General features: G+C 52.6%; 15 protein-coding genes and 1 riboswitch. Of the genes, 10 read left to right on the forward strand and 5 right to left on the reverse strand.

Features of this window, described 5'->3' with window-relative positions:
• Positions 1-478 precede the first annotated feature (478 nt).
• The 8 genes from phoU (at position 479) to metF (ending at position 8508) form a co-directional block, all read left to right on the forward strand.
• Positions 479-1141 carry a phosphate signaling complex protein PhoU gene (gene phoU, locus PHF27_RS01300; protein WP_300065112.1) on the forward strand — a complete coding sequence of 221 codons (663 nt, stop codon included), beginning with the start codon at positions 479-481 and terminating at the stop codon, positions 1139-1141.
• Complete coding sequence (locus PHF27_RS01305) at positions 1138-1806, forward strand: MgtC/SapB family protein (protein ID WP_300065114.1); 669 nt, start codon at positions 1138-1140, stop codon at positions 1804-1806. The genes phoU and PHF27_RS01305 overlap by 4 nt, the downstream gene beginning before the upstream one ends.
• 258 nt (positions 1807-2064) lie before the next feature.
• Complete coding sequence (locus tag PHF27_RS01310) at positions 2065-3444, forward strand: sensor histidine kinase (protein WP_300065116.1); 1380 nt, start codon at positions 2065-2067, stop codon at positions 3442-3444.
• A 1-nt stretch (position 3445) separates the two neighbouring features.
• A complete protein-coding gene (locus tag PHF27_RS01315) occupies positions 3446-4522 on the forward strand; it encodes a cache domain-containing protein (RefSeq protein ID WP_300065118.1) in 1077 nt (358 codons plus the stop codon).
• A gap of 233 nt (positions 4523-4755) precedes the next feature.
• Positions 4756-4864, forward strand: a riboswitch (SAM riboswitch).
• A 76-nt stretch (positions 4865-4940) separates the two neighbouring features.
• A complete protein-coding gene (locus tag PHF27_RS01320; RefSeq protein ID WP_300065120.1) occupies positions 4941-6107 on the forward strand; it encodes a homocysteine biosynthesis protein in 1167 nt (388 codons plus the stop codon).
• 1 nt (position 6108) lies between these two features.
• Positions 6109-6552: a 4Fe-4S binding protein gene (locus PHF27_RS01325; protein WP_300065122.1), complete on the forward strand. Its 444-nt coding sequence runs from the start codon at positions 6109-6111 to the stop codon at positions 6550-6552.
• The gene (locus PHF27_RS01330) at positions 6549-7298 is read left to right on the forward strand and encodes a UPF0280 family protein (RefSeq protein WP_300065124.1); all 750 of its coding nucleotides are present in this window, start codon (positions 6549-6551) and stop codon (positions 7296-7298) included. The genes PHF27_RS01325 and PHF27_RS01330 overlap by 4 nt, the downstream gene beginning before the upstream one ends.
• Before the next feature lie 352 nt (positions 7299-7650).
• Positions 7651-8508 (forward strand): methylenetetrahydrofolate reductase [NAD(P)H], encoded by an 858-nt coding sequence (gene metF, locus PHF27_RS01335; RefSeq protein WP_300065126.1) that lies wholly within the window; start codon positions 7651-7653, stop codon positions 8506-8508.
• A 143-nt stretch (positions 8509-8651) separates the two neighbouring features.
• Here the strand turns inward: metF and PHF27_RS01340 are convergent, their stop codons facing one another.
• Positions 8652-9962, reverse strand: a complete 1311-nt coding sequence (locus PHF27_RS01340) for an amidohydrolase (protein WP_300065128.1) — start codon at positions 9960-9962, stop codon at positions 8652-8654.
• 196 nt (positions 9963-10158) lie between these two features.
• On the opposite strand from PHF27_RS01340, the gene PHF27_RS01345 reads away from it, so the two are divergent.
• Both PHF27_RS01345 and PHF27_RS01350 read left to right on the forward strand, forming a co-directional pair.
• Complete coding sequence (locus PHF27_RS01345) at positions 10159-13113, forward strand: flagellin (protein ID WP_300065131.1); 2955 nt, start codon at positions 10159-10161, stop codon at positions 13111-13113.
• A gap of 301 nt (positions 13114-13414) precedes the next feature.
• Complete coding sequence (locus tag PHF27_RS01350; RefSeq protein ID WP_300065133.1) at positions 13415-14641, forward strand: PLP-dependent aminotransferase family protein; 1227 nt, start codon at positions 13415-13417, stop codon at positions 14639-14641.
• A gap of 22 nt (positions 14642-14663) precedes the next feature.
• On the opposite strand, the gene PHF27_RS01355 is transcribed toward PHF27_RS01350, so the two are convergent.
• From PHF27_RS01355 to PHF27_RS01370, 4 genes are all read right to left on the reverse strand, one after another.
• Complete coding sequence (locus PHF27_RS01355; protein ID WP_300065135.1) at positions 14664-15140, reverse strand: GNAT family N-acetyltransferase; 477 nt, start codon at positions 15138-15140, stop codon at positions 14664-14666.
• Positions 15127-15597: a MarR family transcriptional regulator gene (locus tag PHF27_RS01360; RefSeq protein WP_300065137.1), complete on the reverse strand. Its 471-nt coding sequence runs from the start codon at positions 15595-15597 to the stop codon at positions 15127-15129. The genes PHF27_RS01355 and PHF27_RS01360 overlap by 14 nt, the downstream gene beginning before the upstream one ends.
• Positions 15598-15736: 139 nt before the next feature.
• The gene (locus PHF27_RS01365) at positions 15737-15985 is read right to left on the reverse strand and encodes a hypothetical protein (RefSeq protein ID WP_300065139.1); all 249 of its coding nucleotides are present in this window, start codon (positions 15983-15985) and stop codon (positions 15737-15739) included.
• A 245-nt stretch (positions 15986-16230) separates the two neighbouring features.
• On the reverse strand, positions 16231-16689 hold the full coding sequence (locus PHF27_RS01370) for a DUF188 domain-containing protein (RefSeq protein ID WP_300065141.1): 459 nt from the start codon (positions 16687-16689) through the stop codon (positions 16231-16233).
• Positions 16690-16702 lie beyond the last annotated feature (13 nt).

Below are 16702 nucleotides of genomic sequence, written 5' to 3' on the forward strand. Positions count from 1 at the left end.
CGCAAAAACCACTTCACTACCAGCCTAGCCTGTCTAGCCAAAGAATCTACAAAAACATATATCGAGAAATACTGCGATTAAAGAAGAAAATCGAAGCTACTGCTTGTTTATTAAGGGAGTAACAGAGGTAACAGAGAAAAGCCAGAGGGAAATGGAAATTTGAACAGGAGAACCGGAAGGTACGTATGAGGGTTACGAAACAATGTTATTGGACAGGATTCGAATCCCTCCGCCGCTGTGGCGGCACCTCCCTTTAACAAGGGCGGCAAAGCTAAAGTCCCCCTTGCCAAAGGGGGATGGCCCGCAGGGCCAGGGGGATTTTAAGCGAACGCTGTGGCCCTGTTCAATCCTCTATCTTCTCCCACTCAAAAAGACGCTGCTGTCTTCCAAGACGCAGGCGTCTTTTGTCTTTTCAGGCAGGATGCCTGCCTCCTGTGTCGAACTAAAGAATAAAGAAAATAAAAAGGAGGCCCGCGCCATGACCGACCAACTTCGTCTTACGGCAGACGTTTGCCAACTTCACAATATGGTACATACTGCATTGCGCGACGCCTTGACTGCGCTGCTTACCCTTGATACCACTCTCGCCCAAGAGGTTCGGGAAAAAGAAAAAGAAATTGACCGCACCTCGATTCGTCTCGACGAAGCCTGCATCGCTTGGCTGAACGAGCACCCCTCGCCGTCTGAAGTATCTCGCGCCGTCGCCAGCGTCAAAATCATCGCTGAGCTGGAACGCTTGGGCGATTATGCCAACAACATCGCTAAAATGGTGCGTCGGCGTTTTTGCTGCTACGACATGGCGCCTTTTGAAAATGTACTGGCCTTGATTCGTTTGATGATGGAGCACGCTTTGTCCATGCTCCAAGACATCATGCAAGCCTACGGCCAAGCGGATGCCGAACTTCTTTTAGTTTCCGCCCTGCACGAAAAAGACAATATTGTCGATCAGTTGTGCCGCGACATTTACAAAGAAATCATTATGGCCGCCATGGTCCATCCCTGGACACTGGAAGCAGCCATCGATCTGCAAATCGTCGTTCGCTTCATCGAACGCGTAGCCGACCGCACTACCAATATTGCCGAATGGCTCCACTACGCCGCTTGCGGTCAACGCTTTCAAAAGGAGGCTTCCGGCTCGTGATTATTGACGACTTAACCGCCACGCTGCGTTTGGTTCTCTCTTTGGTTCTGGCCGGTGTCATCGGCTACGAGCGCAGCTACTTCCATAAAGCAGCCGGTCTGCGCACGCACATTCTTGTGGCGCTGGGCTCTTGCTTGATTATGATTTTATCTATGAATCTTTACGGCGGCGTCGAAGGCAAAACTAATGCCGACCCCGCCCGCCTAGCCGCACAGGTAGTCAGCGGCATCGGCTTTCTCGGCGCCGGCACTATCATGAAGGAAGGCGCTACCATCAAAGGCCTGACCACCGCAGCCAGTCTTTGGGTGGTAGCCTGCGTCGGCCTCGCCGTAGGCAGCGGTTACTACTTGGGAGCTATTGTCACTACCGTCCTCTCCGTAGTGACCTTGACTTGGCTGTACCGCGTTGAATCGCACCGCGCCACAGGACCGAGCGAAGCCGTGTTGGTCATTCATTCGCTGGATAAGCCGGGGCAAATCGGCAAAGTGGCTTCCTGCCTCAGCAGCGCCGGCTTGACTGTCACGGATATGCGCCTGGAAAAAGGCGACAAAGGCCACACAACCTTCTTCGTCGCCATTAAATCGCCGGATCCGTCTGTTACCAAAACCGCTCTTAAAGATTTAAGCCTCCTCGAAGGCATTACTGAAGCGCAACTCGCAGAGTAGAGGATTATTGAACAAGAGAACCGGAGTGACCAGAGGGTACGCAAGAGAAATAATAAATTTTTTGTAGCCCTCATTCACACCCTCCCGTGACTCTCGCGACTCTTGTTCAATCCAATCGCTACCGTCTACCCCCTTTACTTGTTAAAAAACATCGTACCCCGAACCCCCTCATTCGTATCCTCCCGTGACTCCCGCGACTCTTGTTCAAAACCTCGTTCTCATTCCCCGTATCTCTAGCAGAGAAAGGCGTGAGGCAGCATGTCCAAGGACGAAATTGGCCAATTGGCGGAAGCCCACCAAGTCATGTTGTCCGGTATTACCAGCGTCATCAGCCGCCTGCAGCAGGTCAACCAAAACCTAAAGCTTAGCGAAGAGCGCTGGCAGTTGGCGCTGGAGGGCAGCAGCGACGGCCTGTGGGACTGGGACATCCCCACAGGTCTTGTTTTTCTGTCCTGTCGGGCGCAGCATCTGCTGGGATTGGAACAGACGGACAAGCTTCTCCCCCTGCGTCATTGCCTGCAGCAGGTCATGCCTGAGGACCGCAAACAGCTTTCCTTATTGATTCGCCGGCATCTCAAGGGAAAATATCCTTTGCTGCGGGCTGAATTTCGTGTTGCTACCGCCGAAGGCCCCTCTTGGCGTCTTCTCAAAGGAGACAGCTTGCGCACAGAAGATGGCTGCCGCCCTTTGCGCATGGTGGGCTCGCTGTCTAATATCCAGTACCGCAAAAACGCCGAGCGGCAGCTGCGCGAAGCCAATGAACAATTAGAAAGCAAAGTCCAGGAGCGCACGCAGGCGCTGGCGCAAAGCAATCAACAATTAACGCAAACCCTGGAACATCTGCGCAGCGCGCAAGAGCATGTACTGCAGGCGGAAAAGCAGGCCGCTTTAGGCATTTTGGTCAGCGGCATCGCCCACGAGCTCAACACTCCCCTGGGCATCAGCATTACCGCGTCGTCCCATGCCCAGCAAGTACTGCAGGAAACGCAGGAATTTCTGAACGCCCCTGCCGTCAGCCGCCAACAGTTGCAGGGCCACATGGAATTGTTGGCGCAAAGTCTGCAGCTTTTGGAAGACAATCTGGGACGCAGCGCCGATTTAGTACGCCGGTTTCGCACGGTGGATGTGGAAAACAGCAGCGCTTCTCAGTGGTTTGATGTCAAGCAATACCTCTACGCCATCGCCCACAGCCTGGAAAACGAATTGAACTACACGCCGCATCACCTGTCTATCTCCTGCCCGGATCACGTGCAGCTCTTCGGCCCCCCCACCGCCTTTTCCCAGATTATCACCAACCTGATCCGCAACTCCTTGCAGCATGCTTTTCCAAATAAACAGACAGGCGAGCTAACCCTAGAAGTCCGCCCCGCTGAAACATCGCTGGAACTCATCTACAGCGACAACGGCGTCGGCATGACCCCGGAGGTGCTGGCTAAAATTTTCGATCCTTTCTTCACCACGAAACGCGGCCAAGGAGGCACCGGCTTAGGCCTGTATATCTTATATTCTTTAACAACCAAAAGCTTTCGCGGCAGTGTTACCTGCCAAAGTGAACCAGGGCAAGGCGCGCGCTTTCTTTTCTCCTTCCCCTTAAAAGAAGGAGCAGCGCCAGTGACGCCGCTGCAAGGAGGAAGCTAACATGGGCATTCGCATCAAGCTAACCCTCCTATTTTCGCTGCTTCTTACAACCAGTTTGGTGTTGGCCAGTTTGGTGGAATATCAGTTTGCCCGCCAACAATTGCTGCTGCACCTGCAAAAGGAAAGCAACGCCATTACCCAAGCAGAAGTAGCTCGCCTTGATTTCTGGCTGCAGCGCAAAGCGATTTCCTTGGAACAAACCGCCAGTTTGCTGCCGCTTCTCCCGCGTTCGCCGGAAACCTTGCAACCATTATTGGCGCGTCAAATGAGCCTTGACAGTGATATTAGTGATCTCTATTTCGGCACGGAAAACGGCGAGGTTGTTGACGGCTCCCACTGGCAGCCTCCATCTGGCTACGATCCCCGAAAGCGCCCCTGGTATCGCCAAGCGCTTTTATCCGCCGACAGGGTCTTCATTGAACCTTATATGGATTTAGTAACCAATCAATACACTATCTCCATCGCCAAGCAGGTCCGCCTTGATAACCAAGAGCTGGCCGGCGTCCTCAGCCAAGATGTGCCGCTGTCTCGCTTCTTGGAATATATTCGTCATATCCAGCCTTTTGACGGCGGCTATGCGTTTTTGCTGGATCAGCGCGGCATCATTCTGGCCCACCCTGACCCCAGTTTGCAGTCGCTGGACATCAATCAAGCGGAACCGCTGCGTTCGCTGCCGCCGCAAATGCGCAGCGACCTGCTGCGAAAAAGCGAAGGCTTTCTGGAATATTCCTTCCAAAATGAAGATCGCTTAGCCTATTTCGGAAAGCTTCCCAGCACAGGCTGGACCTTGGTCATTACCTTGCCGCGCAGCTATCTTGACGAACCATTGCGCGAGCTCTTGCTGCGCTACCTCTTTTTAACGTGTTTCGCACAAATTTTAACTCTCTTTTGCATTCACCGTTTGGCGAATCAATTCATTCGCCCCTTGGAATCCCTCACTCTGCAAGCCCGCCAGGTTTCCGGCGCTGTACAGCGGCTCCAGGATCGCCTGGATGCCGGTGAAAATCCGGCCCAGCTCTCCAACTGGCTGCAAGAAGAGCCTCCAGAACGAACTACCGGAGAACGGAACTCAGAGTAACAGAGTAACGGAGAAAAGCCAGAGAAAAAGCAAAAAAGCAGTAACCCACCCCCTTGGAAAAATGTAATTCTCGGTACTCCCTCTGCCTTTCTCTAATACCTCTGTTCCTCTGTGTAAACGTTCCCCATACCCCGATCCCAAGCCCCCAGGAGAAAATTGTCCCGGAAAGCCTTGACAAACAATACATTTGCGCCGTATTATTAGTTCTAGTTACAAAAAACTGTATAGAGTAACTCTTATCAAGAGCGGTGGAGGGACTGGCCCTTTGAAACCGCGGCAACCGGCCTCCCGAGGCGTCCGGTGCTAAATCCAGCGGAATGCATGCGTTCCGGCAGATGAGGGAGAGCATTACCGCCATTACGCGTCTCTTTTCTTCTGAAAAGAGACGCTTTTGCATAATAAGAAGAGGAGGCCTACTATGTCCACGCAAAAAAGCTATGAAGAAATCAACGAGCGCATCCGCAAAGGCCAGGCGGTCGTGCTCACCGCAGAAGAAGTCAGCAAAATGGCCCAAGAGCAAGGCGTAGCCGCCGTAGCCCGCAAGGTCGATGTCGTTACCACCGGCACCTTCGGTCCCATGTGCTCCTCCGGCGCCTTCTTAAACTTCGGCCACAGCGAGCCTCCCATCCGCATGAAGCGCGTCTGGCTTAACGACGTGCCGGCTTATGCAGGTATTGCCGCCGTAGACGCTTATATCGGCGCTACGGAAGTCTCCGACAGTGACGAGCACTACGGCGGCGCCCATGTCATTGAGGAGCTCATTGCCGGTAAAAAAGTGCATCTGCGGGCTACGTCTCCCGGCACGGACTGCTATCCCCGGCGCAGCATCGACACCTGGATCTCTAAGGACGATTTAAACGAATGCTTCCTCTTTAACCCCCGCAACGCCTACCAAAATTACGGCGCCGCCACCAATACGTCCGAGCGCATTCTCTACACCTATATGGGCATGCTGCTGCCCCGCTGCGGTAATGTTACTTATTCCACCGCAGGCGAGCTCAGCCCGCTCCTCAACGATCCGTATCTGCGCACCATTGGCCTGGGCACGCGCATCTTCTTGGGCGGCACCGAAGGCTATATCGCCTGGAACGGCACACAGCACAATCCCTCGCGTCCTCGTAACGATTGCGGCATCCCCACCGGAGGCGCAGCCACCTTGTCGCTTGTGGGAGACCTCAAAGCCATGAGCCCGGATTTTATCCGCGCCGCAGTCTTTGAAAAATACGGCATCAGCCTTTCCGTGGGCGTCGGCATTCCTATTCCGGTGCTGGACGAAGACGTCGCCAGGGCGGTCTCGGTAACTAATGCCGACATCGAGACCTCTCTTTTCGATTACAGCGTACCCTCGCGCAACCGCCCCGCTTTGGGAACCTACACCTATGCACAGCTGCGCAGCGGCAGTATCTCCTTCAAGGGCCGCAGCTTACGCACCGCGCCCATGTCCAGCCTCCCGAAAGCGCGGCAGATTGCCGGACAGCTCAAGGACTGGATTGCCGCCGGGCGTTTTGAAGTCAGCCGCCCTGTAGCGCCATTGCCGGAAACAGCGAAACTGAACAGCCTGGAAATCCGCAAGGAGGGTGAATAACATGCCGGCTACTGAACGAATTTTACTGAATTTCACCGCCGAGTCTTACGATAAAGCCATCGCCTACCATTTGGTCAAAGACTTTGAACTGAAAATCAACATTCTCCGGGCGGAAATCACCCCCGGTGAAGAAGGACACCTGCTGCTGGATCTGGTGGGAGAAGACGCCCAAATCGCCGCGGCCCTGGAATTTCTTACGTCCGAAGGCATTGAAACCACTTCGGTCCGCCGCCAGATTCGCGTAGACGCAGAACGCTGCACCCATTGCGGCGCCTGTACGGCAGTCTGCTTCTCCAAGGCGCTGATCTTAGAACAGCCTTCTTGGGAGCTGTCCTTCCGCCCGGAAAAATGCATTGCCTGCGGCCTCTGTCTGCAAGCCTGTCCTATGCGAGCCATCCGCCAGGGAATGGTCGCGCCAGCAGCGCAAGAAACGCCGGAAGCATGAGTTCCTTTGAACCGCGCTGGTACCGCAAAGAGCTGCACCGTTCCAGCCTCGCGCCATTTGCCGTGCGCTTTCGCGAAACCGATCTTTGGGTAGCCGTGCCGCCGCGTCAAAACACACCGGCCTTGCGCCAATGTTGCGAAGAAGCGGCCACCGCCCTTTGGGAAGAACTGCACGCTTATATCTTAAAAGACCCGGTATTTTTGCATTCTCTGACGCCCCATACGCCGCATTTCGGCGCACCGCCGGTAGCCCTGAAAATGGCGGCCGCTGCCGCCAAAGCCGACGTAGGCCCCATGGCTGCCGTAGCCGGTGCTTTTGCCGAGGAAGTAGCCCAGCAGTTGATGCAAAAATTTAAAGTCCAAGACATTATCGTCGAAAATGGCGGTGACATTTATCTGGCCACTACCGAATCCAGGCGCATCGCCATCTGGGCCGGTCCGTCTCCCCTCTCAGGGAAATTGGCCCTTGAACTGGAACCAAACCAATCACCCCTAAGCCTCTGCACCTCTTCGGCCACTGTCGGTCCTTCCCTTAGCCTAGGCCAAGCCGACGCCGCCACCATCTTGGCTAAAAGCGGCGCGGTCGCTGATGCCTACGCTACGGCTGTCGGCAACCAGGTGCGCTCCGCCGCCGACATTGAACCCGCCTTGGCCTACGCCGACGCCCAAGAAGACATCCTGGGCTGCGTTATCGTCATTGGCGACCGCATCGGCGCTATCGGAGAAGTCCGGCTTTCACCGTTATAAGGAACCAACAAGAGTCAAGGGAGAACCGGAGGGCACGAAGGAGGGTTACGGTTCTCTTATTCACTCCAAACCAATCGAAACCTGCCTTTCAGAAGCCAGAAGAGATTGCCGCGCTGCGCTCGCAATGACCCGCAAGCCAGCCTGGCACTGTCATTGCGAGGATCGCCAGCAACGCAGCAATCTTCCTGCCAATATCGTTTATTTTTTTCTAACCTCTCCATACCCTCACTCTACTCCCTTTACTCCTGTTCAATTTCGCATTTCTCTTGCGTGCCCTCCGGTTCTCCGATTCTCCTGTTCACACCTCGTTCCCCGCCACTCCTCATTATTTTCTTATAGAAAGGACTTTTATATGCTGATTCACGAACTGTTTCAACAAAAAAAACCAGTTGTTTCTTTTGAGATTTTCCCGCCCAAGCCAGATTCGCCGCTGGAGTCGATTTTCCAATGTATCGAAGAGCTGCAGCAAATCAAGCCGGACTTTATCAGTGTCACCTATGGCGCTGGCGGTTCCACCCAAGGACGCACGCTGGAAGTAGCCCGTCATATTCAAGATGACCACGGCATCCCCGCTTTGGGTCATCTTACCTGCGTCGGCGCCACACCCGCCCAAAGCCAAGCGGTTTTGGACGACTTTGCCGCTCACGGCATTCAGAATATCCTGGCCCTGCGGGGCGACAAGCCTAAAGACGCGCCGCCTGGCCCTTTAAACTGCTACGCCCAGGATCTTGTCCGTCTGATTCGCGGCCGTAACCAGCCCTGCAGCATCGCCGCAGCCGCCTACCCGGAAGGCCACCTGGAAAGCCCTAACCGCGAAGAAGACTTAAAACACCTCAAGGAAAAAGTAGACAGCGGCGCTGATTTTCTCATCACCCAAATCTTTTTTGACAACGCCATGCTCTACCGTTTCTTGGACGGCGCTCGCGCCCACGGCATCGCCGTCCCTGTCACCGCCGGCATTATGCCGGTCTTCAGCCGCGCGCAGGTGGAACGCATCTGTTCGCTCTGCGGCGCGTCCCTGCCGCCGGCGCTGCTCCTCATCATGGACAAGTACGGGCACCAGAAAGAATCCATGGAAGAAGCCGGCCTGGAATACGCCAGCCAGCAAATCGAAAGCCTCCTGCAGCACGGCATCGAAGGCATCCATCTCTACACCATGAATCGTCCGCATCTGGCACGCACCCTGGCCTGGAACACGGGACTGCGCTGAGATAATTGAACACTACAAACAACAGGCAAGCTGCGCCCCACGAGCGCAGCTTGCCTGTTTCTTTATAGAATTTATAGGCGACTTTGAGCACAATTTTTCGTACTTTTCTGCCTGCACTTACTTTTTTAAACTCGTTTTAAGAGTTAAGCTTCTTCCTGCTCCCGCAGCAGCTCCGCCGCGGCGCTGGCCATAAACTGCATCGCCTTTCTTAGGCAGGCTTCGTCAATATCGAAAGCCGAATTATGATAGGGAGCCGCAGCGGCGGCGCCGTAAATGACAAACGCCGCCTGGCCGCCCTGCTGCTGCACGCGCTGCATATAATAGGAAAAATCCTCGCTGCCATTGAGCGCATGGAACGGCGCAATCTTATCAAAAATACCCAGCCTACGCCCCAGCCGCTCCAAGCGATCCGACAAGTCCGGCGAATTCGTTGCGCTGGCCGCACCGCCGGCTTTGGTAATGGCAACGTCAATATCGTACATTTGCGCAGCCCCTTGCAAGATTCGGTACGCCGCGGTACGCACGAAATCGTCAATCTCGGACGTTTCGCCCCGAGTCTCCACCTTGAGCAGAGCCTGGCCGGGAATGACGTTGCGGCCGCTCCCCGCCGTCAACACCCCGACATTCACTCGCGACGCGCCCTGGCTATGCCGAGAAATGCCTTGAATGTTCAAAGCCGCCGTGGCCGCAGCCATCATGGCATTCTTGCCGCACTCCGGCGCGCCCCCTGCATGAGCGGGCACGCCCGTAAAGACAGCGTCAAATTTACTTGTCGCCAAAAAATGCCCTACATGGCAGGCAATGCTCCCCGCCGGCGCTTCCCCCGTATGAGCGCCCAGCATATACTGGACGTCATCTACTACACCTTTGTCCACAATGGCTTTGGCGCCGCGCGTTCCTTCTTCTGCGGGCTGAAAAATCAGCTTTATCGTCCCTGCCAGCTCTTCTTGCAAGGATGCCAAAATTTCCGCCACCCCCAGCCCTACGGACGTATGCGCATCATGGCCGCAGGCGTGCATCAGCCCCGGATGAATAGAGGAAAACCCTTTTTGACAAGGACGATGCTCTTCCGCCGCCGTTTCGGCAACTTCGTTGCAGTCCATATCAAAACGCAGTGCCACCACCGGCCCGGGCCGAGAAAAACGCAGCGTTCCCACGACCGCCGTACGGCCGCCTTCCATTTGCTCCACAAGATCCGGGTCCGCGCCTTCCGCCACCGCCCGCTTGGCATGCGCCGCCAACACGTCCGCCTCCGGCACGCCCATACGGCTCTCCTCGCGCAGCACTTCCTTGCCGATGGCCACTTCATACCCTAGGGCACGCAGTTCCTGAATCACTAAGGAAGCTGTACGATATTCCGTCCAGCCCGCTTCAGGATGTTTGTGCAAATCCCGTCGCCGCTGTATGGTCTTTTCTTCTAAGAACTCCGCTAACATTGCAATTTTTTTATCCATAAACGCCACACCCTTATTGAATAGTTTAGGTGAAATTAACTTCCATTTTTCTTTGCAGAAACCCTTCTAACTCTATTTTCTTATTTTCTTTCACTAAAAGCAGGAATTAGCTGTTTTTTTTCGAAGTTATAAAAATCACATAATCTGTCTGTTTTCCGTCATTTTATCGTATAGCAACTGTCTAAGGAGTTTTTTTGTGAGAATTCTCGATACTACTTCTGCCTTACATGCTGTAAACCAGCTAAATAAGAATACCGCCGCCAGTACTAAGATGCTGCAAAAATTAGCCAGCGGTTATCAAATCAACTGCGCTGCAGATAACGCCGCCGGCCTGGCTATCAGCGAAAAAATGCGCGGACAAATCCGCGGCTTAGAACAAGCTGCCCGCAATATCCAAGATGGCATGAGCTACCTGAATACAGCTGACGGGTATTTAGAAGACATTCAGAATCCTGCCTTGCTGCGTTTACGCGAATTGGCAGTACAAGCGTCTAACGGAATCTTAACGCAAAGCGACCAACAAGCTATTCAAGACGAAGTAGATGAAATTAAAGCGCATTTGCAGCAAACCTTTCGTTCTGCTCAATTTAATACAATTCCCATTTTTGCCCAAGACATCAAAAAGATAAAAACACCCATTCCAGGCGTTTTGTCCGGGGACACTCTCATTCGCCAATATGGCTTAACAGTGACCACCGATAACAATGATCATCTCACCTTTCGTTTAGACGATGCTGAGTATGAACTTACCTTAAATCCCGGTTATTATACCGCCGACCAACTCGTCACCTCTTTGAACAACAAATTTGCAGCTGCAGGAACCGACATAACCGTTTCCTTTGAAAAAGACAGTCTTGTCTATCACTCTCCCACTAAAGTTTTGGACAGCCTGGGCGGCTCCATGATGGAAATCGACTCTCCCCTTGCCTATACTTCCATCATCTACGACAATCGCAATAAGGGCCACATTCAAGGTTCCTATATACAAGGCCGGGAAGATCTCTCAGACGGTGTAACAATCAACAGTACCAACAATACCCTTTCCTTTCGCCTCGGCGATGCCGGAACCTATACAAATGTAACCATAACCTTCCTGGACGGCACCTATACGGCCGCCCAGATCGCAGATACCTTGAACAATTATTTTACAGCCAAGACTTATCCCATCACCGCTTCCCTAACCAGCGGCAAATACCTTAAAATCCAACATGATCTCTGCGGCAGCGATTATACCCTTGACCAATGGGGCGGCACAGCCAAAGCGGTCATTTTGGACCAACTCGTTACCTCAACAATTAGCGAGTCCTACAATAACAGCCCGCCTGATGCCAAAGCCATCTTTACCGGCTATGGCACGCTGCCTGGCAGCCTTGATATTCAAGCCGGAAAAAACGATACTTTCCGTTTTTCAGTTGACGGCATCTCTCACACATTAACTTTGTCTGCCGGAACCTACTCGCCAGCAACCCTTGTAGACCATCTGAACAGCTTGTTCACCGCTAATAGTATTTCGGTAACCGCCGCACTCAGCGGCGGCAAGCTGCAGCTGACCTACACCGGCTCCGCCAGCGGCTCCATTGGCGGCACCGCTGGCACGGCCGCCTACACATTGCTTGGCGGTACTGCCATCGCCCCAACAGAATCTCCAGGCACCTATTATTTTGTAGAAGGCAGCACAGAACCTCATGCAGGCAATCATGCCAGCGTCTCCGGCCACACCGCACTAAATAACGGCGTGCAAATCGTTGCTGGCTTTAACGATACGCTGACCTTCAACCTCAACGGCTCCCCCCAGAGTCTTACGCTGGCCGCAGGCTGGTATTCCTCCGGCGCCCTGGTCAGCGCCCTCAACAGCGCCTTAGGCAGTCTCGATGTCACCTCTTCCTACAACGGATCTGCACTGGTCTTTACACACAAAATGGCTGGCGGCGGCTGCCCCCAGTTCCCGTATTCACTGAACAACTTTGCCGGCAACGCCTTGTCCACCCTCATGACAACAACGATGCCCTTCGACACCGCCGCCGGCACCAGCAGCACCTACAGCAGCGTAACCGGTGCAGCCAACATCGAAAACATCACCATCACCACTGGTGTCAACGACGGCCTCACCGTCACCGTCAATGGCATTGCTCATACCATCACCCTTGATTCCGGCACGTATGCGAAAGCCGACCTTTTAACCATGCTGAATGGCAAGCTGGCCGCAGGAGACCTCGGCGGTACCATTGAGGCCCTGGCCTCCGGCAGCAACATGCAGCTAAAAGCCCTTACTCCCGGAACAGGAACTACATTCAACTCTGTCTCGGGTACATCCAGCAACACGCTTTTTCGAGCAACTACTACGTATTATAACAATGCAAGCGCCTATTCGCCCAGTGAGGATGATACCTATATCGACGGACGCCTCAACTTAGCAGAAGACACAATAACCATCAGCTCTGGGAAAAATGATGTCTTAGCTTTTGACCTGACTACCGACGGCGTTATAGAACGCAAAAGCATCACCCTGGCCGCTGGCGAGTATGATCCCGCTTCGCTGGTATCCATGCTCAATCAAAAGCTGCAGGAAGCAGGCCTCGACGTACAAGCATCCGTCAAAAGCGTAACTACGCCGCAAAAAACAATGCCTGTTTTGTCGCTTACCTATGAACCGGGAAAAAACGGCAACTTTGTCATTGACGGCGTTGGCGGCAGCGCTTCCTACAGCATTTTTTATCCAGGACCCTACAATCTTGAGTTCACAGGCGGCGAAAAACTCTATTTTCAGGTGGGCGCCAATACGGGCAATCGCTTTGATTCCGGCACCCAGCTCGTCATGAACCTGGAGGTTCTCGGCTTAAACCGGCTGGATATGACCAACTGGAGCGGCGCACAGCAAGCGCTAGAAGACATCGATACAGCCGTAGCCTCTGTTTCTGCCGCCCAGGGCCTTATCGGGTCCAAATATAACGCCCTGCAAGCTTTATCTGATAATGTCACCTTGTCCGCAGAAAATCTGCAAGCAGCCGAAGCTCGCATTCGCGACACGGACATGGCGAAAACCATGGCAGAACAAATCAAGCTATCTGTTTTAATGCAAGCCGGCACGGCCGCCTTGATTCAAGCCAACCAGCAACCGCAAACTGTATTGTCTTTACTAGAAAATCGTTAGTTTTTTTCCAAACAACGACATTTATGCAAGTACTTCTTACAGCTTAGCTTTAACGAAAACTTGAACAACAAAAAGCGGAACCCAATACTTTGTTGGGCTCCGCTTTTTATGCTTATGCGATTAAACAGATGTTTGTGTCGAGAGCAATAAACGTCATTTTGTTCTCGTTAACTTTTAAAATTGGACTCTTTTTGTAATTTTTAATTGGATATTTACGACTCACATTTTGGTGTTTATTATGAATACAAAGTACTCTATAGTCGCTCTTTTATTCTGACATACACGATGAGGAGGTTTTTGTATGAACACCATGACCGCTCCCTGTTCCCCGCCTTCATTTTCTTTTTCTAAGCGCACAGACGCCTTAAAAGCGTCCGAAATTCGGGAGATTCTAAAAATCACCGAACGAGAAGAAGTCATTTCTTTTGCCGGCGGCCTGCCGGCACCGGAACTGTTTCCCATCGAAGAGCTAAAACAGGTATCCCTGCAAGTCTTGGAAGAGTCCGGCCAAAAAGCACTTCAGTACTCTACCACCGAAGGATATGAACCGCTGCGCAGCCAGATCGCCCAGCGCATGCAGCAGAAATTTCGTACTTCCTTCCAAAGCGACGATATTTTAATTACCTCCGGCTCGCAACAAGCCTTGGATTTATTAGGAAAGGTATTTCTCGATGAGGACGACGTCGTACTCTGCGAAAGTCCCACGTATTTAGCAGCCCTCAGTGCTTTTCGAGCCTACCGCCCCCGTTTTATTGAAGTTCCCACAGACGAAGAAGGCATGGTTCCTGAAACCTTGGAATACATCCTGCAAACTACGGAACGCCTTAAATTTGCGTACGTCATTCCCGATTTTCAAAACCCAACAGGAAAAACCTGGTCACTTTCAAGGCGCCAGGCTTTCATGAACCTTATTAACAAATACCATCTGCCCGTCATTGAAGACAATCCTTATGGGGAGCTACGCTTCGAAAATAAAATCCCGCCATCCTTGCAAACCTTCGATCAACACGGTCTGGTTATCTCTTTGGGTACGTTCTCCAAAATCTTCTGCCCCGGCATGCGCATCGGCTGGATCGCCGCCCATCCGGAAATTAGGAACAAGTGCGTACTCCTTAAACAAGGCGTTGATCTATGCACTTCGTTAAAAACGCAAATGGAGATTTCCCGCTTCATCGATCAGTATGATTTTGAAGCGCGCATTCAACGCATCGTCTCCGTCTACCGCCAGCGGCGCAATGCCATGCTGCAGGCGCTGGATGACTTTTTGCCCGCTGGCGTCGCCTTTACCCGCCCCGAAGGAGGTCTATTCCTTTGGCTGCAGCTACCGGAGTCGATCAAGGCCATGGAACTTTTGCATGATTGTTTAGCACAAAATGTCGCCTTTGTTCCCGGCGATTCTTTCTTCCCTAACGGCGGCGTCACCAACACGCTGCGCCTCAATTACTCCAATACGCCGGAAGAGCAAATCCGCGAAGGCGTGTGCCGCCTGGCGCAGGCAATACAAAAAAGAACCAGAGCATTGGCATAAGCGGCTTCTCTGGTTCTGCAAACTATAAACTACACCGATAAAACCGGCTGTCCACCTTCATCACCGGGAATGAAGGTGGCAACTGTTCTTTCGCCATCTCTACAAAGCCATTTTTCTCATAAAAACGATGCGCCGCCAAAAATTTAACGGTTGTACCTAGATAAATTTCCCGCAAGCCCTGCTCCCGCGACCAGTTCAAAAGAACATCCAACAGCTTTTTTGCCGTTTGTTTAGCGCCGCGATAGTCTTTGTGCACAAACATTTTACGCAACGCCCCCTGCCCTGCGCCAATGTCGATCAGCGCAATCGTGCCCACTACAACGCCGTTATCTTCGGCCACCCAGAAATTCCCCTTCCCGGTTTGATAAAAGGAGCGTACCTGGCACAAATCCGGTTGGTCTTCCAGCGTAATGGCAATGCCGAATTCCTGCTGCTGAATAGGCACTATCAAATCCAAAACCCCTTGCTGGTCCGCTAGCTGATATTCACGAATTTTCATGCGAAGCGCCTCCTTTACTTGTCTTCCACTCCAGCCACTCGGCTTCGATATTTTCACGTATGCGCCGCAGAAGCGTTTCCACTAACGCTTGCTCTTCCTTGGTCATCCCTGCAAAGCAACAGGAGAGGTAGCGATTTTCCTCGGCAATCAGCTCTGGATATGCTTCTTGCGCTCGCGCGGTAGGAAACAGCTGATACATCCGTTTGTCTTCTGCATTTTGCACCTTGCGTACATAGCCCTCCGCCGCAAGCTTCTGCACCGCCTTCGTCGTAGTGGCTTTATCTACTTTTAAAAGATGAGACAGCTCCAGCAGGTGAATGCCTGGGTTTTCACAGATACGAGTCAAGAAAACAAATTGCCCTCGCTGGAGCGTAAGCTTTTTAAACGTTACATCACTGAGAGACTGCACGCACCGAGCGACAGCGCCGACCTCTCGCAAAAATTGATGAGTTAGCATGAAGCCCTCCTTCTTGGTTGAACTTTCAACTATATTTAAGATACCAAAAAACTAATTGAAACGTCAACTAATTTTTGAATAATACTCTGAAAAGTAAAAAACCTGGTCAAGAAAAGCACTGCTTTCTTGACCAGGTTTTTTACCATCTCCAAGGTTCCCAGGACTCCATGGCCGCTGTAATCTGCTCCGGCGTCGTCTTCTCCGGCAGATAATCCAGTTTCACCTGCCCGTTATGCCCGAATAGGGGCATATGCAGATGCACTTGATTGACTCCCGGCAAATCCAGCAAATATTGTTCCAACGCCTGCTTGCTCCCCTTCGGAATCCCCGTAATTCGCAGAACCAGGTGCGCCTCCCCCGGCGCGGAGCATCCACAGCCTTTACACATGTTCTTGCCTCCCTGCCTTTCTACACAACAAAAACAACAGCCGCCTATAAAAAAAACCACAAAGAAGAGACTCTCGCTGAAGTCCTTTTCTTAGTGGATATGTAGTGCAATGGAATCTAGCAACTAAAGAGCAATGGTATATTTTTACTTTTACTATACCGTTCAAAATCCTTGCCGTCAAGGTTCTCACTTTGACTTTATTGAAAAATTTTACTTTTTTGCTTACTACAAGACTCGCCCTCGCCTCAAGCCTTAGAATTCCCTTCTGCTGTCAATTGCTGCAACAAGCGCTCCAGCTCCGCCGCAAAACGAGCGTCATCCTCCGCCTGGCGTTTACGCGGCCCCTTCGTTCGCCCGCCGCCGCGGCGTACTTTCGCTTTGATTTCCCTCTCCTCCAACAGAAAATCCATTTTCTCGGATCGATACTCACTCCCAGAGGGGCTTAAACAGCACGCTTTCTTAGCCAGTACCAACGCCGCCAAACCCCAATCCTGAGTAATAACCAAATCATTCGCTTCCGTCAAGTTCACGATCTTCAAATCCGCCTCCTGCGAAGCATTCCCTACCGTGATATGCTGGTCCGAAACAATCTGATGGTTGAAGCTTGCCACCGTCACTACCGAAAGCCCCCAGCGAGCTCCCGCCGCCAAGCAATGCTGCAACACCGCTTTCGGACAAGCGTCTGCATCAATTATTAGTTTCATCTTTCCCTCCAAC

It is taken from the genome of Anaeromusa sp., from assembly GCF_028691475.1.
Classification (GTDB): domain Bacteria; phylum Bacillota; class Negativicutes; order Anaeromusales; family Anaeromusaceae; genus Anaeromusa.